At 72.9% G+C, this 20,464-nt stretch carries 20 protein-coding genes; 11 read left to right on the forward strand and 9 right to left on the reverse strand.

What is annotated here, in order from left to right; all coding sequences use genetic code 11:
* Positions 1-85 precede the first annotated feature (85 nt).
* Positions 86-2,077 (reverse strand): DEAD/DEAH box helicase, encoded by a 1,992-nt coding sequence (locus tag ACFU5G_RS12965; RefSeq protein WP_377244767.1) that lies wholly within the window; start codon positions 2,075-2,077, stop codon positions 86-88.
* 444 nt (positions 2,078-2,521) lie between these two features.
* On the opposite strand from ACFU5G_RS12965, the gene ACFU5G_RS12970 reads away from it, so the two are divergent.
* From ACFU5G_RS12970 to ACFU5G_RS13010, 9 genes are all read left to right on the forward strand, one after another.
* Entirely contained in the window at positions 2,522-3,100 is a 579-nt protein-coding gene (locus ACFU5G_RS12970) for a CDP-alcohol phosphatidyltransferase family protein (protein WP_377244770.1), read from the forward strand.
* Positions 3,097-3,978, forward strand: a complete 882-nt coding sequence (locus ACFU5G_RS12975; RefSeq protein ID WP_377244773.1) for a DUF881 domain-containing protein — start codon at positions 3,097-3,099, stop codon at positions 3,976-3,978. Before ACFU5G_RS12970 ends, ACFU5G_RS12975 begins: the two co-directional genes overlap by 4 nt.
* Positions 3,975-4,307, forward strand: coding sequence for a small basic family protein (locus ACFU5G_RS12980; RefSeq protein ID WP_020015376.1), 333 nt, complete (start codon positions 3,975-3,977; stop codon positions 4,305-4,307). The genes ACFU5G_RS12975 and ACFU5G_RS12980 overlap by 4 nt, the downstream gene beginning before the upstream one ends.
* 2 nt (positions 4,308-4,309) lie before the next feature.
* A complete protein-coding gene (locus ACFU5G_RS12985) occupies positions 4,310-5,350 on the forward strand; it encodes a DUF881 domain-containing protein (protein ID WP_377244775.1) in 1,041 nt (346 codons plus the stop codon).
* 224 nt (positions 5,351-5,574) lie between these two features.
* Positions 5,575-6,048 carry an FHA domain-containing protein gene (locus ACFU5G_RS12990; RefSeq protein ID WP_020015374.1) on the forward strand — a complete coding sequence of 158 codons (474 nt, stop codon included), beginning with the start codon at positions 5,575-5,577 and terminating at the stop codon, positions 6,046-6,048.
* A complete protein-coding gene (locus ACFU5G_RS12995; protein ID WP_377244778.1) occupies positions 6,045-6,791 on the forward strand; it encodes a MerR family transcriptional regulator in 747 nt (248 codons plus the stop codon). The genes ACFU5G_RS12990 and ACFU5G_RS12995 overlap by 4 nt, the downstream gene beginning before the upstream one ends.
* 130 nt (positions 6,792-6,921) lie before the next feature.
* A complete protein-coding gene (locus ACFU5G_RS13000) occupies positions 6,922-7,428 on the forward strand; it encodes a bifunctional nuclease family protein (RefSeq protein WP_121382433.1) in 507 nt (168 codons plus the stop codon).
* A 100-nt stretch (positions 7,429-7,528) separates the two neighbouring features.
* Positions 7,529-8,119 (forward strand): MerR family transcriptional regulator, encoded by a 591-nt coding sequence (locus ACFU5G_RS13005; RefSeq protein WP_121382435.1) that lies wholly within the window; start codon positions 7,529-7,531, stop codon positions 8,117-8,119.
* A 99-nt stretch (positions 8,120-8,218) separates the two neighbouring features.
* Positions 8,219-8,908 (forward strand): MBL fold metallo-hydrolase, encoded by a 690-nt coding sequence (locus ACFU5G_RS13010; protein WP_377244781.1) that lies wholly within the window; start codon positions 8,219-8,221, stop codon positions 8,906-8,908.
* A gap of 46 nt (positions 8,909-8,954) precedes the next feature.
* Here the strand turns inward: ACFU5G_RS13010 and ACFU5G_RS13015 are convergent, their stop codons facing one another.
* The 5 genes from ACFU5G_RS13015 to ACFU5G_RS13035 all read right to left on the reverse strand — a co-directional run bounded on the left by ACFU5G_RS13015 (position 8,955) and on the right by ACFU5G_RS13035 (position 14,774).
* Positions 8,955-10,247, reverse strand: a complete 1,293-nt coding sequence (locus ACFU5G_RS13015) for a phosphatidylserine/phosphatidylglycerophosphate/cardiolipin synthase family protein (RefSeq protein ID WP_377244784.1) — start codon at positions 10,245-10,247, stop codon at positions 8,955-8,957.
* Between the two features lie 61 nt (positions 10,248-10,308).
* Positions 10,309-10,848, reverse strand: a complete 540-nt coding sequence (locus tag ACFU5G_RS13020) for a hypothetical protein (RefSeq protein WP_377244787.1) — start codon at positions 10,846-10,848, stop codon at positions 10,309-10,311.
* A complete protein-coding gene (locus tag ACFU5G_RS13025; protein WP_377244790.1) occupies positions 10,841-11,320 on the reverse strand; it encodes a pyruvoyl-dependent arginine decarboxylase in 480 nt (159 codons plus the stop codon). Before ACFU5G_RS13025 ends, ACFU5G_RS13020 begins: the two co-directional genes overlap by 8 nt.
* Positions 11,321-11,351: 31 nt before the next feature.
* Positions 11,352-14,318, reverse strand: a complete 2,967-nt coding sequence (locus ACFU5G_RS13030; RefSeq protein WP_377244793.1) for a response regulator — start codon at positions 14,316-14,318, stop codon at positions 11,352-11,354.
* A 78-nt stretch (positions 14,319-14,396) separates the two neighbouring features.
* Positions 14,397-14,774: a response regulator gene (locus ACFU5G_RS13035; RefSeq protein ID WP_377244796.1), complete on the reverse strand. Its 378-nt coding sequence runs from the start codon at positions 14,772-14,774 to the stop codon at positions 14,397-14,399.
* Between the two features lie 274 nt (positions 14,775-15,048).
* On the opposite strand from ACFU5G_RS13035, the gene ACFU5G_RS13040 reads away from it, so the two are divergent.
* On the forward strand, positions 15,049-16,128 hold the full coding sequence (locus tag ACFU5G_RS13040; RefSeq protein ID WP_377244798.1) for a PIG-L family deacetylase: 1,080 nt from the start codon (positions 15,049-15,051) through the stop codon (positions 16,126-16,128).
* Positions 16,125-16,877 (forward strand): sensor histidine kinase, encoded by a 753-nt coding sequence (locus tag ACFU5G_RS13045; protein WP_377244801.1) that lies wholly within the window; start codon positions 16,125-16,127, stop codon positions 16,875-16,877. The genes ACFU5G_RS13040 and ACFU5G_RS13045 overlap by 4 nt, the downstream gene beginning before the upstream one ends.
* Here the strand turns inward: ACFU5G_RS13045 and ACFU5G_RS13050 are convergent.
* Genes ACFU5G_RS13050 through ACFU5G_RS13060 form a run of 3 tightly spaced genes read right to left on the reverse strand, consistent with a single transcriptional unit; the run spans position 16,771 to position 20,410 of the window.
* Complete coding sequence (locus ACFU5G_RS13050) at positions 16,771-17,976, reverse strand: hypothetical protein (protein WP_377244804.1); 1,206 nt, start codon at positions 17,974-17,976, stop codon at positions 16,771-16,773. The genes ACFU5G_RS13045 and ACFU5G_RS13050 overlap by 107 nt on opposite strands.
* On the reverse strand, positions 17,973-19,319 hold the full coding sequence (locus tag ACFU5G_RS13055; RefSeq protein ID WP_377244807.1) for a glycosyltransferase: 1,347 nt from the start codon (positions 19,317-19,319) through the stop codon (positions 17,973-17,975). Before ACFU5G_RS13055 ends, ACFU5G_RS13050 begins: the two co-directional genes overlap by 4 nt.
* Complete coding sequence (locus ACFU5G_RS13060; RefSeq protein WP_377244810.1) at positions 19,316-20,410, reverse strand: acetyl-CoA carboxylase biotin carboxylase subunit family protein; 1,095 nt, start codon at positions 20,408-20,410, stop codon at positions 19,316-19,318. The genes ACFU5G_RS13055 and ACFU5G_RS13060 overlap by 4 nt, the downstream gene beginning before the upstream one ends.
* Positions 20,411-20,464 lie beyond the last annotated feature (54 nt).

A 20,464-nucleotide genomic window follows, 5' to 3' on the forward strand; every position in this document is an offset into this window, starting at 1 on the left:
ACCGCATACGCTGCGGTTCTATCTCGCCCCAGTTCTACTTCGCCAGGGTTCTATCTCGCCCTGGTTCTATCTCGCCGGCAGCGGGTCAGCGGCTGCTGCGGGCCTCGTAGTGGGCCGGGCCACGGCCGCGGGGGCCACGGTCGCCGTCCGGACGGCGGTGGTCGCCACCGGTGCGCGGGCCACGCTCGCCGCCGCGCGGTGCGCCGCGGTCCAGCGTGATGCGCAGCGGCTTGCCGGCGACGCGGGCGCGGGCCAGGCGGTCCAGCGCCTCGTTGTCCAGCGGCGCGATGATGTCCACCAGCGAGAAGTTGCCGAAGATGTCGATCTTGCCGACGTCGGCGCCGGTGATGCCACCCTCGCCGGTCAGCGCGCCGACGATCCCGCCCGGCTGCACGCCGTGCGTGTGACCGACGGCGATGCGGTACCGGGTGCCGCGGGCCGGACGGCGGATGCCGCGGTCGCCCTCGGTCCGGCCGCGCGACGGGCGGTCGCCGGAACGGTCGTGCCGGTCACCCTCACGGGCGTTGCGGCGGGCGGCGGCCGACTTGGCCTCGGCACGCTCGCGCTCGTACTCCTCCTGCTCCGCACGGGCCCGGGGGCCGTCGTCGCCGACAGCGAGCGCCGCCATCGCGGCTGCGACGTCGACGGGGTCGACGTCGTTCTCCTGGGCGTAGGTGCGGATCATCTCGGTGTACATGTCGAGGCGGCCGGCCTCGCGGCGGGCCTCGACCTTGCCGAGGGCGCGCTTGACCTGGTGGGCCGAGACGTCCCGGGGGGAGGGGATGTCGACCTCTTCGAGCTGGGCGCGGATGGTGCGCTCGATGGAGCGGAGCTTGCCGCGCTCGTGGGGGGTGACGAAGGTGAGGGCCTCGCCGGTGCGTCCGGCGCGGCCGGTGCGGCCGATGCGGTGGACGTAGGCCTCGGGCTCGCCGGGGACGTCGAAGTTGACGACGAGGCCGATGCGGTCGACGTCGAGGCCGCGGGCGGCGACGTCGGTGGCGACGAGGACGTCGAGGGCGCCGGAGCGGAGGCGCTCGACGATCTTCTCGCGCTCCTTCTGGGCGACGTCACCGGAGATGGTGGCGGCGGAGATGCCCTTCTCGATGAGGGCGGAGCCCACGTCCTCGGCGGCGCCGCGGGTGCGGGTGAAGACGATGGCGGCGTCGGCGTCGGAGGTGGCCAGGACGCGGGCGAGCGAGCCGACCTTGTGGCGGAAGGGCACGACGGCGTAGGTCTGGCGCACGGCGGTGACGGTCGAGGCCTGCCGGGTGACGGCGATCTGGACCGGGTCGGTGAGGTGCTGGTCGGCGACCTTGCGGATGGCCGGGGGCATGGTCGCGGAGAAGAGGGCGACCTGGCGCTCGGCGGGTGCCTGGCCGAAGATCTCCTCGACGTCCTCGGCGAAGCCCATGCGGAGCATCTCGTCGGCCTCGTCGAGGACGAGGAAGCGGATGTCCTCGAGGCGCAGGGCGCCGCGCTCGAGGTGGTCCTTGATGCGGCCGGGGGTGCCGACGACGACGTGGACGCCGTCGCGCAGGGCGCGCTGCTGGGGCACGTAGGGGGCGCCGCCGTAGACGGGCAGCACGCGGACGTCGTTCATCTTGCTGGCGAACGACTCGATGGCGTCGGCGACCTGCATGGCGAGCTCGCGCGTCGGGGTCAGGACGAGGGCCTGGACCTTGCGCAGGGCGGGGTCGACGGCGGCGAGCAGGGGGAGGCCGAAGGCGGCGGTCTTGCCGGTTCCGGTCTGGGCGACGCCGGTGATGTCGCGGCCGGCGAGCAGCTCGGGGATGGCGCGGGCCTGGATGGCCGAGGGGGTGACGAAGCCGAGCTCTTCGATGGCGGCCATCAGCGGCGCGGGCAGGTCGAGGCTCGCGAAGGTCGGGCCGGTGGGCTCGGCGGGGGCCTCGGCAGCCGGAGCGGGCTGGGCCTCGGGGGCCGGCTGGGCCGGGTCCTGGACGGCCTCGGTCTCGGGGGTGGTGGCCTCGGGGGCCACCTGGTCGCCGGAGTCGGCGGTGACCTGAGCGGTCTCCTGCTGGTCGGCAGGCGCGATCAGGTCATGGGTGTCGATAGACATGCAGTGCTGCACCGTTCGTCGTGGGGTGGGGGAGTCAGGGCCGAGGTGAGGGCCCTCGCGTCGCGCGCTCCCGACACACCTTCCCCGCAACCGAGGCTGCGGGCCTGTCTCGCACTTTGCGTGCACACACGGGAAGACGACGAACTCCAAGGGGATGTTGCACCACTGTATCGGCTGCGAGCGCCTTGAGCACAGAGGTATGGAGCGTGACGTGCAGCACGCGGGTGATGTCGTGCGTGGTGAGGGCGTTGCGGGGCGGGTGTTGCCGGGCGTGTCGGTGTGGGTGGAGGCTGGGTGTTGCGGGGGGTGTCACGGGGGTGACGGAGGGGTGGGAGAGGGGTGACGCAGGGGGTGGTGCTGGTCGCGCTGACCGGCGTGCCGTGCGTATACGCAACGGTCGCCCCGTAGTATGGCGGCCGAGACGAACCGGCGTGAGCAAGGGCGGTGAGCGTGTCCACTGGGGCGGAGATGAGCTCCCGGGTGCTGACCGTGCCCAACGTGATCAGCATGGTGCGGCTGGCGCTCGTGCCGGTCTTCGCGGTGCTGGTCGTCGTGGGCGAGGACGGCTGGGCGCTGCTGGTGCTGGCGGTCTCGGGTGTGTCGGACTGGCTGGACGGTGTGTTGGCCCGTCGCCTGAACCAGGTCACCCGGCTGGGGCAGATGCTGGACCCGTTCGCGGACCGGCTGTTCATCTTCGTGACGCTGATCGGTCTGGCCTGGCGTGAGGTGGTGCCGCTGTGGCTGGTGCTGGCGATCGTGGCGCGTGACGTGCTGCTGGCGCTGACGGTGCCGGTCCTGGCCCGGCTCGGGTACGGGACGCTGAACGTGACGATGGTGGGCAAGGTGGCGACGTTCGCCCTGCTGTACGCGTTCCCCCTGTTGCTGCTGGCGGAGATGCCCGGCTGGGTGGGCGCGGCCGCGCACGTGGTGGGCTGGGCGTTCACGTGGTGGGGCGTGGGCCTGTACTGGCTGGCGGGTCTGCAGTACGTGGCGCAGGTGCGCCGGCTGGTGGCCGCGGGATGACGGTTCCGGCGGCGCCGCGGCGTCCGGACGAGTCGATGACGCTCCTGCGGGAGGTGACCGAGCGCCCCCTGGACCCGGGATACGCGCTGATGGCGCGGCGTCGCGCGGAGGAGGGCCAGGCGGCCGGGCGCAGCGTGCGGAGCATGGTGGTCATGCTGCTGGTGGCGATCCTGCTCGGGGCGGCGACGGCGGTGGCGGTGCGGGACCTGCGGGCGCCGCAGCCGACGATCGCGAAGGGGCGGTCGGTGCTGATGGAGCAGATCCAGGACCGCAGTGCGCAGGTGGAGGCGTTGTCGCGGCAGACGGCGTCGCTGAGCGCGCAGGTGGAGGGGTTGCAGACCGGTGGCCTGCTGCCGTCGGCGCTGCAGGAGGTCAACCAGCTGGACCGGCTGGTCAGTGGGGCGGTGCCCGTAGAGGGTCCGGGCCTGGTGGTGTCGCTGACGGATGGTTCGGGTGGTGGGCTGGTGGAGCCGGGGGACGCGCCGGCGGAGTCGCGGGTGCGGGACGCGGACGTGCAGTTCGTGGTCAACGAGCTGTGGGCGGCGGGTGCGGAGGCGGTGGCGATCAACGACGAGCGGCTGACGTCGCTCTCGGCGATCCGGAACGCGGGTGACGCGATCCTGGTGGACCTGCAGCCGCTGAACGGGCCGACGTACCGCATCGAGGCGGTCGGTGACGCGGAGGACATGCAGGTGGAGTTCGCGCGGTCGGCGGGGCTGGGCTTCCTGCAGCTGCTGAGCGCGGAGTACGACATCAAGAACGAGGTGACCACGAGCGAGGGGATGTACCTGCCCGGTGCGGGCTCCCCGACGCTGCGGTGGGCGAAGGTGCCGGAGTCCGGCACGACACAGGACCGATCCGAGGAGGACAACGGATGATCGCGATCGTCGGGCTGGTGATCGGTGTGGTGGCCGGGCTGGTGCTGCAGCCGACCGTGCCGCTGATCTTGCAGCCCTACCTGCCGATCGCGGTGGTGGCCGCGCTGGACGCCCTGTTCGGCGGCCTGCGGGCGATGCTCGACGGGCTGTTCGACGACAAGGTGTTCCTCGTGTCGTTCCTGTCGAACGTGGTGGTCGCCGCGTTCATAGTGTTCCTCGGTGACCAGCTCGGGGTGGGCAGCCAGCTGTCCACGGCGGTGGTGGTGGTGCTCGGGATCCGGATCTTCTCGAACGCAGCCTCGATCCGCCGGCACATCTTCAAGGCGTGAGCATGAGCAAGGAAAAGAACGGGGCGGGCGCGAAGCCCGACAAGAGCGGTTCGAACAAGCCCGCGCGGGTCGAGCCCCCGCAGGCCGAGTCCCCGCAGGTCGAGCCTGTCGAGACCCCGCAGGTCGAGCCCCCGCAGGTCGAGCCTGTCGAGACCCCCGAGACCCCCGAGACCGAGCAGGCCGAGACGGCCGAGCCGGACCACCCTGCCGACCACCCTGCCGACCACCCTGCCGACGACGCGCCCGTCGCCGACGCCCAACCAACAGAACCAACAGAACCGGCCGAACAAGCCGAGGCGTCCGCGCCCGCCGAGCCGCCGTCCGGCTGGCGGCGGGTGCTCCAGCTGCTGCGCCCGCACGGCACGCGCTCGGAGCTGCTGACGGGTCTGCTGTGCCTGGCCCTCGGGTTCGCGCTGGCGGTGCAGGTGGGGCAGTCGACCGGGGACCAGCTCAGCAGCCTGCGGCAGGACGAGCTGGTGCGGCTCCTGGACGAGGTGACCCAGCGCGCCGACCAGCTCGACGCCGAGGTCGGCGACCTGGAGACGATCCGGGACGACCTGCAGTCGGAGGACGGGCGCGACCAGGCGGCCCGCGACCTCGCGGAGCAGCGCGCCGAGCAGGAGGGCATCCTGTCGGGCCGGCTCCCGGCGCAGGGCCCGGGCGTGCAGATCCACGTGACCGACGGCGCCAAGCCGCTGGAGGCGCAGGCCCTGTTCAATCTGCTGGAGGAGTTGCGCAACGCCGGCGCCGAGGCCATCCAGGTCAACGGCAAGCGCCTGGTCACCACGAGCTACTTCGTGGACTCCGGCGGCGGCGTCGTGCTCGACGGCGCCGCCATCGCCTCGCCCTACGAGTGGACGGCGATCGGCGACCCCGACACGATCGACCGCGCCCTGGAGATCCCCGGGGGAGCGCTGCCCCGCATCCGCGAGGAGGGTGGCGAGGCCACCACCACCCGGGCCGACCAGGTCGACGTCGACGCCGTCCGGATCCCGGGCCAGCCGGAGCACGCCGAGCCCGTGGAGCCGGACGCCGGGAAGTGACCCCGACCCCCATCCTGACCTGCCCGGACACCCATTCGGACCCAACCTGGCGAACCAGCATGCGGAACTCCCGGGACGTGGGTAGTTTTATCCGGGTTGGTTCCTGACATTGGTTTTCGCCACCACCCCGATCGGGGTAGGTTGAGTGGAACCCGGACGCTGCCCCGGCCGTTGTCCCAACGTAGTCACCCCAGTTTCATCTACATCGCACCCGAGGAGACCTGATGACGGACCCCAGCGCCCATCCGGTCGGGCCCGATACCACGGCCAACCTGGGTCGCATCGCGTTCCCGACCTCCGACGAGCAGGCGCCCCGCACCGCCCTCAGCCCGGAGGAGGCGGCCGCCGTCGCCGCCCTCCCGCGGCACTCGGCCCTGCTCATCGTGCAGCGGGGTCCGGGCTTCGGCGCCCGGTTCCTGCTCGACACCGGCCGCTCGGTCGCGGGCCGCAGCGAGCAGGCGGACATCTTCCTGGACGACGTGACCGTGTCGCGCAAGCACGCCGAGTTCGTCCGCGAGGGCGACTCGTTCGTCGTGCGCGACATCGGCTCCCTGAACGGGACCTACGTCAACCGGGGCCGGATCGACGCCGCGACTCTCGTGACCGGCGACGAGGTCCAGATCGGCAAGTTCCGCCTGACCTTCCACGCCAGCCCGCAGTCGCCGGCCCAGTGGGGCCCGGGAACGCCCGCCCCGTGACGACCGGCGCCGCACGCGACCGTGACCGTGAGCACGGCCATGACGCGGACCTCGACGCGCCCTGGCCCCGGGGCATCTCCCGGCAGGCCACGATGCGCATCAGCGACGTCCTGCGTGCGCTGGGCCAGGAGTTCCCCTCCGTCTCGCACTCCAAGCTGCGCTTCCTGGAGGAGCAGGGCCTGATCGACCCCGTGCGGACGCCGTCGGGCTACCGCCAGTACAGCCAGGCCGACGTCGAGCGCCTGCGGTTCGTCCTCACCGAGCAGCGCGACAGCTACATGCCGCTGAAGGTGATCAAGGAACGCCTCGCCGCGATGGACGCCGACCCCGACTCGGCCGAGCACCCCGCACCACGCCTGGCCGCCGCCGGGTCACCGGCCCGCCGCCGCTGGACCGCGCCCGCCGTGGCCCAGGCCGCCGGCGTCACCGAGGAGTTCGTGCTCAGCCTCGCCCAGGCCGGCCTCCTGCCGGCCACGGGCAGCACGTTCGGCCCCAGCGCCGTCGAGGTCGCCCGCATCGCCGGCGCCCTGGCTGAGTTCGGCGTCGAACCACGCCACCTGCGCACCTTCCGCACCGCCGCGGACCGGCAGGTCACGCTCGTGGACCAGGTCGTGGCACCACTGCGCAGCCAGCAGGCCAGCGCCGGCCGCGGCCGCGCCGCGAGCATGGCCGGCGAGATGGGCGAGCTGTTCACCCGCCTGCACACCGCCTGGGTACGCCAGGGCATCGACGACCTCGGCTGAGCCCCAGCCCGCGCCGCGGCCCCCGTTTTGCCGTCGACGGACTGGCCCGTGACCAGGAATTTGACCCGAGCGCGCGACGAGGGGTACCAGGACGCCTTACGGTAAAAGCGTGAGGCCGGACGACGTGCCGATGGTCCCGGTGGAGATACTCGGCGTGCGACAGCAGCAACGCGATCAGGAGATCGTCGTGCTGCTGCTCGACACTGCCGCCGACCTGGCCATCCCCATCGTCATCGGCGCACGTGAGGCCAGCGCCATCGCCATGGCCCAGGCCGGCCTCGCCACACCCCGGCCCATGACCCACGACCTGCTGCGCGACGTCCTGGGCGCCGTCGGGGTCGCGCTCGAACGCGTCGAGATCGTCGCCCTGGAGGGCGGCATCTACTTCGCCGAGCTCGTCCTCAGCAACGGGGTGCACCTCGACTCGCGCGCCTCCGACGCGATCGCGCTGGCCGTGCGCACCGGCAGCCCCGTCCTGTGCTCCGCCGAGATCGTCGCCCTGGCCGGCGTCGAGATCGTCGACGTCGACCAGCAGGCGGAGGTCGAACGCTTCCGTGACTTCCTCGACCACGTCACGCCGGAGGACTTCTCCGGCCCGCCCGGCGGGGGCGGTCAGGGTGGTGGCCGGACCGGGTGAAAAGCGGGCCAACCGCGACACGCCGAGACGTTTCACGGCGCGCATCTTTGAAATCACCTTCGACGCGCCATAGCGTGGTCACGACACCCCAGGAGGCACAGTGAACACCAGCGGTGAGAGAGCCACACGCGCTACGGTCCCGCACGGCGCTCAGGGTCTCCTCTTCGGTGAGGACCTGACGGAACAGGACGCCACGACCGGCTACCGGGGCACGACCGCGTGCCACATCGCCGGCATCACCTACCGGCAGCTCGACTACTGGGCCCGCACCGGGCTCGTGGAGCCGAGCATCAAGCCCGCCACGGGTTCCGGCACCCACCGGTTGTACAGCTTCCGCGACATCCTCGTGCTCAAGGTCGTCAAGCGGCTCCTCGACACCGGCGTCTCCCTCCAGCAGATCCGCACCGCCGTCACGGCCCTGCGGGAACGCGGCGTGGAGGACCTGGCCCAGATCACCCTCATGTCCGACGGCGCGAGCGTGTACGAGTGCACCTCCCCGGACGAGGTCGTCGACCTGGTCGCCGGCGGACAGGGCGTCTTCGGCATCGCCGTCGGACGCGTCTGGCGCGAGATCGAGGGCACCCTGGCCCAGATGCCGACCGAGACGCTCGAACCCGGCGAGTCCGACGAGGTCCCCGAGGTCGAGGGCGACGAGCTCGCCCAGCGCAGGGCCGCCCGCTCCGCCGTCTGACCCGCCCGCCGCACCAACTCCTGAGCCGTCTGGCGCGGGGTGCCACGCACCCCGACCAGACGGCCTGCTGTTGCCAGGACGCAGGCGTAGCCTGCGAGCATGCACCTCACCTTCCACGGGCACGCCTGCGTCTCCCTCCGCCTGCCCGGCACCCTGCCCGACGGCGACGGCACGCTCGTCATCGACCCCGGCACCTTCAGCGACACCGACGCCGCCCTCACCGGCGCCCGCGCGATCCTGATCACCCACGACCACTTCGACCACGTCGACGCGCCCGCCGTCGTCGAGCACCTCACCACGCACCCGGACACCCAGGTCTGGTCCACCGGACCGGCAGCGAGCGCCCTGCGCGAGGCCGGTGCCCCGGCGGACCGGGTGCACGAGGCGACGCCCGGTCAGGTGCTGGAGGCCGGTGGTGCGCGCGTCACGGTGGGCGGCGGGGACCATGCGCTGATCCATCCGGAGATCCCGCGGGCGGTGAACGTGACGTACCTGGTCGAGGCCGACGGGGCGAGCGTGTTCCACCCGGGTGACTCGTTCGACGTGCCGGCGGCGCTGCCGGAGGGGGGTCTGGACGTGCTGCTGGTTCCGGTGGCGGCGCCGTGGTTGCGGACGGCGGAGTTCATCGACTTCGCGCGGGCGGTCCCGGCCGCCACGGTGGTGCCGATCCACGACGTGTTCCTGTCGGAGATCGGGCACGGGAACGTGGGGCGGTGGCTGGACACGGCGCGCCTCGGCGGTGACTACACGTACGTGCGGCTGGCGCCGGGGGAGTCGCTGGAGGTCTGAAGGGACGGTCTGACGGGACGGCCGGGGAGTGCTGTCCCGGCGGGGGTTACAGCAGGGGCCGCAGGGGGATCAGGAGGTACTCGCCGATCTTGGCCACGGCGCCGCGTTCCTCCCACTGGGCCAGGGTGAGCTCGCTTGCGTTGGACAGGTCCATGGCGAACACGTCCTCCATGCGGGCGGCCAGGCCGGGGTCGACGATCTCGAGGTTGACCTCGTAGTTGCCGGTGAGGCTGAGGCGGTCGATGTTGGCGGTGCCGATGGTGGTCCAGCTGCCGTCGATGGTGGCGGTCTTGGCGTGCACCATCGCGCCCTCGTACAGGAAGATCCGCACGCCGCCGCGCAGCAGGGACGCGTACTGGCCGCGGGCGAGCCAGTCGGCCACCACGTGGTTGGAGCGGTGCGGGACCAGGACCCGGACGTCGACGCCGCGGGCGGCCGCCGCGAGGAGGGCGGCGTGGATGTCGTGGTCCGGGATGAAGTAGGCCTGCGTGATGTACACGTGGTGGGTGGCGCGGTCGATCGCGTCGAGGTACAGGCCGCGGATCGGGAACACGAGCTCGGACGGCGCGTTGCGGGCGGCCTTGAGGTGCGGGAGCCAGGTGCTGGAGCCGACGTCGGACAGGATGGGGTGGCGCGGCTTGCGGTGCCGGTTCCAGAAGTCGACGAACGCGTTGCGTAGCTCCCAGACCGACGGGCCCTCGAGGCGTACGTGGGTGTCGCGCCACTGGGTGGCGTAGAGGGAGCCGATGTTGTACCCGCCGACGAAGCCGATCTCGTCGTCGACCACGAGGATCTTGCGGTGGTCGCGCCCGGACTTGCGGACGTTGAGGTAGGTCATGCCGGGGCGCAGCGCGGGGAAGCGCAGCGTGTGCACGCTGGGCGGGAAGCGGTAGAACGAGTAGGGCACCACCAGGTTCGCGAAGCCGTCGTAGATGACGTAGACGTCGACGCCGCGCGCGGCGGCGTCGATCAGCTCCTGCTTGAACTGCTGGCCGACCTCGTCGTTCTTCCAGATGTACGACTCCAGCATCACGCTGGTGCGGGCCCCGCGGATCGCCTCGAGCATCGCGTCGTACAGGTCGGCCCCGTACGTGTAGACCGTGGTGGCGGTCTCGTCGATGTGCTCGGTGAGCGGCTTCTCGGTGGGGAACTTCGCCGTGAGCGGGTGGATGCGCCGTCGGACCATGTCGGTCGCGGTCAGGGCGACGGCCACCGCTGCGGGGACGGCGGCCGCGACGATAGCGGCGCGGGTCGCGAACGACCGGGCGCGCTGCATGAAGTCGGACGGGACGTCCACGGTGAGCTTCGGAAAATTGCCGGGGATCTTACGTGCAGCCACGACCTCACGGTACCCGGTCTCACGGTGTTGGACCCGGTAAGACGGCCCGGCACGGCCCGGGTCAGTGGAACGTCGTGGCGTAGTACGCCTGGCGGTCCACGGTCTCCACCGTGACGTCCTGGGTGCGTTCGAGGTGGCGGCGCAGGTTGTCGGCGAAGCGCAGCGAGTCGTCGTTGAACCGGGAGACGTCGTAGGCGCACACGACCTGGTTGGCGGCGAGGTGGGCCACGAGCGCGTCGATCATGTCCATGAAGGTGCGGGTGGCGCGCCGCCCGGGGTGCGCCAGGGTGAACCCGATGTACCACAGGGCCCCGCGTGCGGCGTGCTCGGGGTAGCGGGCGGCGAAGAACTCGGGGCTGACCCAGGGCACCGCGGCGAGGTCCGTCGCGAGGGTGGTCAGCCCGACGGGCTCGCCCTGCTCGTCGCGGGCCAGGAGCTTGGTCACGCGCGGGTCGGTCATCTCGGCGTCGAACTCCTCGCGGTACAGCACGTGCCGGGCGGCGGCGCGGGTGCGCAGAGGCTCGAACGCCTGGACGTACAGGTCCCAGAAGCCCTCGGCCTCGGCGCCGTCGACGACCTTCTCGAAGGCGACGTCAGCCACGGTGGAGCTCCTGCCAGCCCACGTGCCGGTAGGTCGCCACGACCACGGCGCACACCGGCATCGTGACGCAGGTGATGCCTGCGACCTGGCGGCCCTCCGGGTGGTACCGGTTCTCGCGGGTCGCGGACAGGTCCTGCAGGCTGTGCGTGAGGTCCGCCGAGACCTGTTCGTGCGAGGGCCCCTCGTGCTCGACGAACAGGCCCGCCCCGCTGCCGTCCTCGTGCCGCGACCATGCGATGCCCGCCCAGGCCTCGTGCCCCGGCAAGGAGGCGTGCGCCTGGGCGTACACGCAGAACAGCACGTCCCCGTGCGCCCCGCGTAGCTGGTCGCGTCCCTCGACCTCCCGCACGGCGGCACCCGGCGGGACGATGGAGCTCAGCCGCACCAGGTTGAAGTCGCTCACGCCGGCGGCGGCGAGGGCGGAGTCGAAGGCGGCCAGGGGCGTGCGCCCCGTGCCGCTGCCAGAGCTCACACGGATGGTCAGGGTATTGGTCATCGAGGCCTCACGGTCGGGTGCCGGTGGGGTGCTGGTCGGGCTGGTCGGGCTGGTCGGGCGGATCCTGCGGGAGTGGCGGATCCTGCGGGTCGGGCCGTCCGACGTCGCCGGCACGGCCGGCCGCGGCGTCCAGCAGGTCGAGCACGGAGTGCAGCACCGCGTCAGGGGCCGCCCGCCCCTTGGTCAGGAAGACGGTGCTGCCCAGGCGCAGGTCGTCGCGTTCCGCCGGGTTGACCTCGGCCCCCGAGTAGACGACGAGCGGCACCCGGCGCAGGCGGCCGTCGCGCCGCAGGTCGGTCACGAGCTCCCGGCCGTCGCCGTCGGGCAGGGTCAGGTCGAGCACCACGAGGTCCGGGTCGGCGCCGTGGGCCAGGGCGCTGCGGGCCTCGTCCACGGCGCTGACGGTGGTCACCACCAGCCCCGCGTTGCGCAGCACGGTGGCCAGGACGGTGCGCAGGTCCTCGTGGTCCTCGACCAGCAGCACCCGGCCGTGGTGCGGCTGGCGGCGGATCACGTCGCGCACGGTCTCCACGATGCGCTCGGGGTCCACGGGCTTGACCAGCCAGTCGTCCGCGAGCGCCGCTGTCTCCAGGGCGTCGTGGGGGCGGGTGGCGGACAGGACGACGACGGGGACGTCGGCGGTCGCGGCGGACTGCCGCAGGCGGCTGAGGACCTCGGCGCCGCTGGTGCCGGGCATCGCGAGGTCGAGGACGACGGCGGCGGGGTGCTCGTCCTCGACGACGGCGAGCGCGGCCTGTCCGTCGGTGAGGCCGACGACCTCGTAGCCGCGTTCCTCCAGGACGGTGCGCAGGACGTCGACGACGTACTGGTCGTCGTCGACGACGACGACCTGGGTGGCCTGGGCGGGTGAGCCGGCGGTGTCGGGGGCGCGGACGGGGCCGAGGGGGTGGGGTGCGGCGCGGCGCAGGGTGAACCGGAAGCTGGATCCGGTGCCCTCGCCCTGGCTGACGGCCCACAGGCGGCCGCCGTGGCGTTCGACGATGCTGCGGGCGATGGTCAGGCCGAGGCCGGAGCCGCCGCGTTCGCGGGTGTCGGAGGCGTCGACCTGCTCGAAGCGGCCGAAGATCGCCTCGAGCTTGTCGGGTGGGATGCCGCGGCCCTCGTCGTCGACGCGCAGCTCGACGAGGTCGCCGACGGGTTGGGCGCTGACGCGCACGGTGGAGTCGGCGGGGGAGAACCGGACGGCGTTGCCCAGGAGGTTGGTCAGGGTCTGGACGATGCGTTCGGGGTCGGCGCGGACGATCTCGGGGGAGGTCTCGGCCTCGAGGGTGACGCCGGCGTCGTCGGCGAGGACGGAGACCTGGTCGATGGCGGCGGCCACGAGGGTGTCGACGTGGTGGTCGGCGAGGTCGAGCTGGGTGGTGCCGGCCTCGAGGCGTTCGGTGTCGAGGATGTCGTCGACCAGGCGGCTGAGGCGTTCGCTGCTGGTCAGTGCGATGCGGACCATGCGGTCGGCCTGCTGGGGCGAGTCGGCGAGGGCGTTGCTGTCCAGGAGGGTCAGGGCGCCGCGGATGGCGGTCAGCGGGGTGCGCAGCTCGTGGCTGACGACGGACACGAACTCGTCCTTGATGCGTTCGACCTCGCGTCGTTCGGTGACGTCGCGGAAGACGACGACGGCGCCGCGGATCACGCCGTCGTCGCGCAGGGGGCTGGCGGTGACCTCGACGGGTACCTCCTTGCCGTCCAGGCGCAGGTAGAGGTCCTGTTCGGCGGTGACGGTGACGCCGTCGCGCAGTGCCTCGGCGATGTAGCACCCGTCGGCGGGCAGCGGGGTGCCGTCGTGGGCGGGGGCGTGGAAGGTGGCGTGCGCGTCGTGGCCGACGAGGTCGGAGACGGTGGCGCCGAGGGTGTAGGCGGCGGCCGGGTTGACGAAGGTGACGCGGCCGGTCGTGTCGACGCCGTAGATGCCGTCGGCCACGGACTCCAGGGTGCGTTCGCGTTCGCTGGCCAGGGACCGCAGCTGGCCGGTGCGTTCCTGGACGCGGCGTTCGAGGCCGTGGCGCAGGGACTCGTTGTCGACGACGACGAGGATCTGGCGGGTGACGACGGCTACGAGCACGGCGACCCAGAGCGTGTTGGCGACCCAGGGCACGGCGTGGTCGCCGGACTGGGCGACGCGGACCAGGGCGGCGGCGAGGAACAGGCTGAACGTGACGACGGTGCCGAGCACGGGCGTGCCGGCCTCGCGCCGGCCCACGACGGGGGCGCCGGACGCCGCGGGGTGGCGTGCGGCGAGCGCGATCGCGAGGTAGCCGCCGACCCAGCCGGCGTCGACGGGGCTGCCGAACGTGAAGCCGCCCTGGGCCTGCAGGAGGGCGAACGCGACGTCGGCCACGGCGTACAGGACGAACCCGCCGCCGACCAGGACGAGGGGTACGCGTTCGGCGGTGTTGGAGCGGGTCATGACCTGGACGGCGAGGGTGGCCAGCAGGGCGTCGACGACGGGCAGGGCGTACGCGGTCAGCGCGGGGTCGGCCTGCGGTGTCTCGGCCTGCAGGGCCACGGCGAACAGCGCGATGTACAGGACCGAGCCGCCGACGACGGCGCTGTCGAGGAGCATGCGCACGAGCTCCTGGCCGCGGGGGCGCACGGCGGGGAACAGCGACAGGCCGATGACGCCGAGCAGGAGGGCCGCGATGTAGGCGACGTCACCGGTGGCGGGGTCGCCGACCAGGCCGGAGTAGACGTTTCCGGCCAGGCCCACGATCGCGCCGAGGGAGAGCAGGCCCCAGGCCCGGCGGCGCCGGCCCGCGGACAGGACGGCGCGGTGCCCGCAGCTGATGGCGGCCACGATGCCCGCCCCGGCGATCGCCGCCATGGAGATCTGTTCACGGATGGGCTGGGACAGAAGGCTGGACAGGGCGAGGACGAGCAGCACGAGCAGCACGCCGGCGATCCAGCACCAGCGCAGAAACCCGTCCCGTGACTGCGCAGCGTCGCGCCGCGGCCCCATGGCCCGAGCGTAGGTCACCCCCGGCGAACGCGCAGATTAACCCGCAGATCACCCGCAGATCACCCGCGGGTCACCCGGTCAGTCGCGCCACCCCAGCAGGCCGGAGATCTGGTCGGGCAGGGTGAGGGGGTCGAACGGCTTGGCGAGCACCCCGGCCACCCCGAGGCCCTCGTACTGGCGGCGTTCGGCGGGCTGGACCTTCGCGGTCAGGAAGATGACGGGCACGCTGCGGGTGCGTGGCTCGTCCTGGAGCCGCCCGAACGTGGACGGGCCGTCCATCGTGGGCATCATGACGTCCAGCAGCACCGCGTCGGGCGGGTCGGCGGCGCACATGGTCAGCGCGTCGGCCCCGTTGGTGGCGAGCCGCACGGTCCACCCCGCGACGACCTCCAGTCCGGTGCGCACCACGTCCCGGATCGCCTCGTCGTCGTCGACCACCAGGATCCGCCGGTTCATCGGGCTGCTGCCCGCACTGCCGTGCCGAGTGTCATCCGCATGTGCCCGTCCTTCCGGGGGATCTCATCGTGCCACGGCCGGTCCCGATCCCGCCCGGCCGTGGCCCTCGCGCAGCGGGTGAGCACGGGGTGAGGAGGGGGTGACACGGGCGTGACGTGGGGGGTGACACGGGGGTGAGGTGCGGCGACGACAGGCGCACCACGGGTTTCGTGCCTACCGTTCTTACAGGTAGGGCAACCAAGGGGCGGGTGGCTTCCTGCATGGAGGAGGACGTATGACCGACGGCGTGGCCGGCTCTTCGTCCCCCGCGTGGTCCGCGCTGGTCGTCGAGGACGATCCTGACGCGGGAGAGTTCACGCGCACCGTCCTGGCCCAGCACGCCGGGGTGGACGTCGTCCTGGCCGGGGACGCGGAGAGCGCCCTGGCGGCCCTGCAGGGCGCCAAGTTCGACCTCGTGGTGATCGACGTCGAGCTCCCCGGGCGCTCGGGCCTGCAGATCCTGCCCGAGGTGCACCGGCTCGCCGTCGGCGTGCCGATCATCGTCCTGACGGCGCACAACCGGGTCGACTACGCCGTCGGCGCCCTGCGCGGCGACGTGGACGACTTCCTGGTCAAGCCCGTCGACGTGGCCACGCTGGTCGAGCGGGCCACGACCCTGGTGCGGCGCGGCCGCGACCGGCGGGCCGCGACCCGCAGCCGCACGATCCTCGCGGTCGGCGCCCACCCGGACGACGTCGAGATCGGCGTGGGCGGCGCCCTGGCCGCGCACGCCGGCACGGGGGACCGGCTCGTGATCCTGACGATGTCGGGCGGGTCCGTGGGCGGCGACACGCAGGCCCGCCGCCGGGAGTCGCAGGAGGCCGCGGAGATCGTGGGCGCCCAGCTGATCCACCTCGGGTTCGAGGACACGCACCTGGACCCGGCCTCGGGACCGATCACCGCCGTGGAGGAGGTGATCCGGGAGTTCCGCCCGGACCAGGTCTACACCCACACCAACCACGACCGGCACCAGGACCACCGGGCGGTGCACCAGGCCGTGCAGGTCGCCTCCCGTGACGTGGCCGACCTCGCGTGCTTCCAGAGCCCGTCGTCCACGATCGCGTACCAGCCCAACCGGTTCGTGGACATCGACGAGCACCTGGAGACCAAGCTGCTCATGCTGCGCGCCTTCGCGTCCCAGGCGCACCGCGACTACATGGACGAGGACGTCGTGCGCGCCACCGCCCGCTACTGGTCGCGGTTCACCCGGGGCCGGTACGCCGAACCCCTGGAGACCGTGCGGTCCACGATGCGCCTGGCCCCGGCGCACGCGGTCACCGCGGACGACATCGCCGGCGGGCTGGGCCACGCGTGAACGCCCCCGGCGACACCCCGGACGCCGACCTCGGCCTGGTCGGTCACGAGCTGCGCTCACCCCTGACCGCCGTCATCGGGTACGCCCAGCTGCTCGGGATCAGCTCCCTGACCGACGAGCAGCGCCGGCACGTGGAGGTCATCGAGCGCAACGGGCGGCGCATGCTGCGCCTGGTCGACGAGCTGCTGGTCAGCGCACGGCTCGCGGCCGGCACGTTCTACCTCGACCGCGCCGACACGGACCTCGCGGCGCTCGCGGGCACCTGCGTCACGGACCTTACCCCGACGGCGCGGGCCGCCGGGGTGACGCTGACCGCCCACGCACCCGGGCCGGTGCAGGTGCCGGGCGACCCGGACGTCCTGGCGCTCGCGGTCGACAGCCTGCTGGGCGCCGCGATCAGGCGCACCCCGCGCGGCGGGTCCGTGACGGTGGGCGTGCACGGTGCGGGCCCGGACGCCGTCGTCGAGGTGACCGACACCGGGGCGGCCCTGCCGCCCGAGGCGCTCGGCCGCCGCACACCACCCGAGAATCCCGGGATCACGCTCGGCCTGCCCGTCGTGACGGCGGTCGTGGCCGCGCACGGCGGCACGGTGACCGTGGACAGCGTGAGCGTGGACAGCGCCCCCGGCGAGGGCACCCGCGTCAGCCTGAGCCTTCCGAAGCACTGGTCTCCACCGAGGGCGTCGTCGGGGGAAGCGTCGTCCACACCTCTTCCAGCGCGCCCCAGTGCTCCGGGGTCATCAGCGTGAACGGCGTGACGTTGACCGCCGTGACGCCGTTCGTGCTCGCCGCGCGCACGCCACGGGCCATCAGCCCCGCCGAGATCGAGTCGTCGGGCTGGCTGAGGTCCCACAGGCCCACCGAGACGATGTACTGCTCCATCGGGATGTCGGAGCCCGCCAGCTCCGCGAGGACCTGCTCCAGCTCCTCCGGGCTGTGGTCCCCGATGCCGAGGTAGCCCCACAGCACCAGCCGGTCGGCGGACCCGGCCAGCACCGGGTAGCTCAGGCCGGCGTCGGGCACCCCCGTGACCGGGTCGTCCCAGTTGATCAGCACGTCCATACCGAGGTTGGTCCGCTTCCCGGTGTCGGCCGCGACGTCGTCCAGCACGGCCGAGGCCTGGTCCAGGAAGTCGGCCAGGACCTGCGAGCGCCACTCGCCGATCTCGGGCGCGTCCTGGTGGATGCTGCCGTCGGCCTCCCGGGGCCAGTCGTCCTCGCCGGTCATCTCCCGGTACAGGGCGGCGTCGTCCTCGCCGAACGTCTCGTCGTCGAACTTGAGCTCGCTGAACGTGATCTGGTCGGGCTGGTAGCGGCGGGCGAGCTCCTCGACGAGCTCCAGGTACCGGTCGCCGACGGGCCCGTCGAGGATCGCGGAGGCCGACGGCGTGTACAGGGAGCGGGTGCCGTCCTCGCCGACGCCGCCCACCGACGGGTCCTCCTTGATCCAGGCCGGGATCAGCGCGTCGATCAGGAGGTCGACGCGGCGCAGCTCGCCGTCGGGGCCCTGCGCGACCTCGTCGATCGCCCGGGCGAGGTGGTCCTGGCCCTCCTCGGCGACGGCGTCTGGGTGCGCTTCCCAGTCGAACGCGACGAACTCGACCCGGCCCGCGGCGAGGGTCACCATGTTCACGTGGGCGGCGTCGAGGTTCTCGCGGACGGCGTCCCAGTCCTGTTCGGGGTCGGTGATGTCCTCGATGCCGAAGCTGAAGGAGTGGACCTCTTCCGCCTGGACCAGGGGGCGGTCCACGGTGGGCGGTATCGGGTCGGCGGTGCAGGCGCCCAGGAGGGCGAGCGTGGTGAGCCCGGTGAGCGTGGCCGCGACGGCGCGTGCGGGGTGCTGGTTCATCGGTCCTGCCTGGTGTCCGCGGAGGTGTCGCGGGTCGTGTCGACGGGGGTGTCCGCGGAGGTGTCGATGGGGTTGTCGAGGCTCGTGCCGATCGAGATGGTGCCGGTCCGGTCGAGCTTGTTCCACCGGTTGTCGGCGCCGCTCAGCTCCAGCCACAGCGCGCGGAGCATGACCAGGCTCATCATGGCCGAGTAGAAGGGCCACAGCGGCAGGGTCCAGGCGTGGCGCAGGTCGCCGGGTGAGCGGTCGAGCAGGACGGCGACGAGGAGCAGCACGACCGACAGGGCGAGCCCGGTGAACAGGACGACGCCCCAGACCGTCTGGGGCAGGGCGCTGGTGTCGCCCAGGGACGCGAGGACCACGAGGACGACGAACGCGGCGACCTGGACCACGGGCAGCAGCACCTGGGTGGCGACGGTCAGGGCGAGGTAGGGGCCGAAGATGCCGTAGCGGGGGTTGCCGATCATGTCGCGGTGCCGGCGCACGGACTGCAGCAGGCCGCGGGCCCAGCGCACGCGCTGCTTCCACAGGCCGCGCAGGGTGGAGGGCGACTCGGCGTGCACCAGGGCGCGGGGGGCGAACGCGACGCGGTACCCGGCGCGGTAGACGCGCCAGGTCAGCTCCAGGTCCTCGCCGACGGTGTCCTCGCGCAGGGGTCCGGTCCGGGTCAGGACGTCGCGCCGGAACGCCCCGGTGTTGCCGGAGACGATGGGCAGGCAGCGCAGCACGTCCAGGGCGCGGCGCACGAGCCCGGTCCCGACGTGGCTGACCAGGGCGAGGTAGCGGGTCTGGACGCGGTCGAGGTTGACGGTCCGGTCGTCGCCGCACACGGCGCCGATGCGGGGGTCGGCGAAGGCGCGGACCATCTCGCGCAGGGTGTCGGGCCGGAACACGCCGTCGGCGTCGACCAGCACGAGCACCTCGCCGCGGGCGTGGGACAGGCCCTGGTTGAGCGCGGCGCCCTTGCCGGCGTTCGGCTGGGTCAGGGCGCGCACGCGGGGCAGCTCGGCCGCGAGCGCCTGGAGCTGGGCGAAGGTGTCGTCGGTGGAGCCGTCGTCGACGCAGATGATCTCGAAGTCGGGGTAGTCGCTGCGGGCGATGGAGCGGATGCAGGCCTGCAGGACGACGCCCTCGTTGTAGGCGGGGACGATGACGGAGACCGACGGTGGGGCGGCCGGTGGCGAGGCGAAGATCGTCGCGGCGTGGGGCGGGGTGCCGGCGGGCGGGCGGCGGTGGCGGGCCTCGAACCAGAGGGCGCAGGGCACGATGAGCAGCCGGGCGAGGCCGACGACGAGGATGGTCACGCCGAACACGAGGACGGCGGCTGCCAGGGCCTCGTTCATCGGGGGGCCTGCCCGTGCGGGGCCTGCCCGTGCGGGTGCTGCCCGTGCGGGTGTCCGCCGTGCGCGAGTGCTGTGTCGAGCAGCTCGGGGGCGTGGTCGCTGTTGGCGCCGAAGCGTCCGTTGATCTCCAGGACGAGGGGTGCGCCGGTGGTGTCGCGGCGGATGTCGAGGTCGGCGGGTCCGGTCAGGCCCAGGGCTTCGACGGCGCGGCGGGCGACGTGCTCGACGTCGGGCAGGGTGCCCGCCCGGGGGCGGACGACGGCGGCGGCGTTGCCGACGCGGCCCTGCTTGAGCTCGGTCTTCTCCAGGACGACGGCGGTGATCGTGCCGGTGCCGGTACGGGGGCGGTACAGCTGCGGGCAGTACTCGGTGCCGGGGGCGAAGGACTGGACGATCCAGGAGGCGTCCAGGGCGCTCCAGGCGGCCTCGCCGGAGCCGTCCGTGCCGTCCGCGCCGGTAGTGTCCTCTGCGCCGGTCAGGTCGGTCAGGTCGGCGGGGGACTCGACGAGCCGTACGCCGCGTCCGCCGCGCGAGACGCGGGGCTTGAGCACGATCGGCCCGCGGGCCCAGGCCAGGGCCTCGGCGACGCCGCCGAAGTCGGTGGGCAGGGCGAAGCGCGGTACGGGGACGCCGGCCCGGTCGAGCGCGAGCATGGTCAGCAGCTTGTCCGCGGCGATGGCGGCGGGTCCCGGGTCGGGGGTCAGCACGGGGCCGACGGCGTCCGGGAACGGCCCCGGGACGGCGCTCGCGGTGCCGGGGCTGCCGGTGACGCCGATACCGGTGGCGGCGTCACCGTCGGACGACCGGTCGAGCGCCTGGGCCAGGACGGCGATCTGCGGCAGCTCGTCCTGGACGGTGGGGAGCACGAGGTCGGGGGCGTGCTTGAGGATCAGGTCCCGCATGCCGGTGGCGTAGTCCCAGGCGTCGGCGCGGGGTGCCAGGTCGGTGGCGGGGTAGTTCGGGTCGGTCACGGGCGTGATGTCGACCCCGACCCAGGTGAGGTCGGCGCCGGCGGCGGCCCGGGCGGCGAGCTGGCTGCCGAGCGCACGGCCCGCGGGGCCGCCCGCGCCCGTCACCAGCACGGTGGTCATAGATCGGTCCGCATCGGCAGGCTCCTCGTCCGGGTAGTCCGAGTCTCGCCCGCG

The sequence above is a fragment of the Promicromonospora sp. NPDC057488 genome (genome assembly GCF_042802395.1).
GTDB lineage: Bacteria > Actinomycetota > Actinomycetes > Actinomycetales > Cellulomonadaceae > Promicromonospora.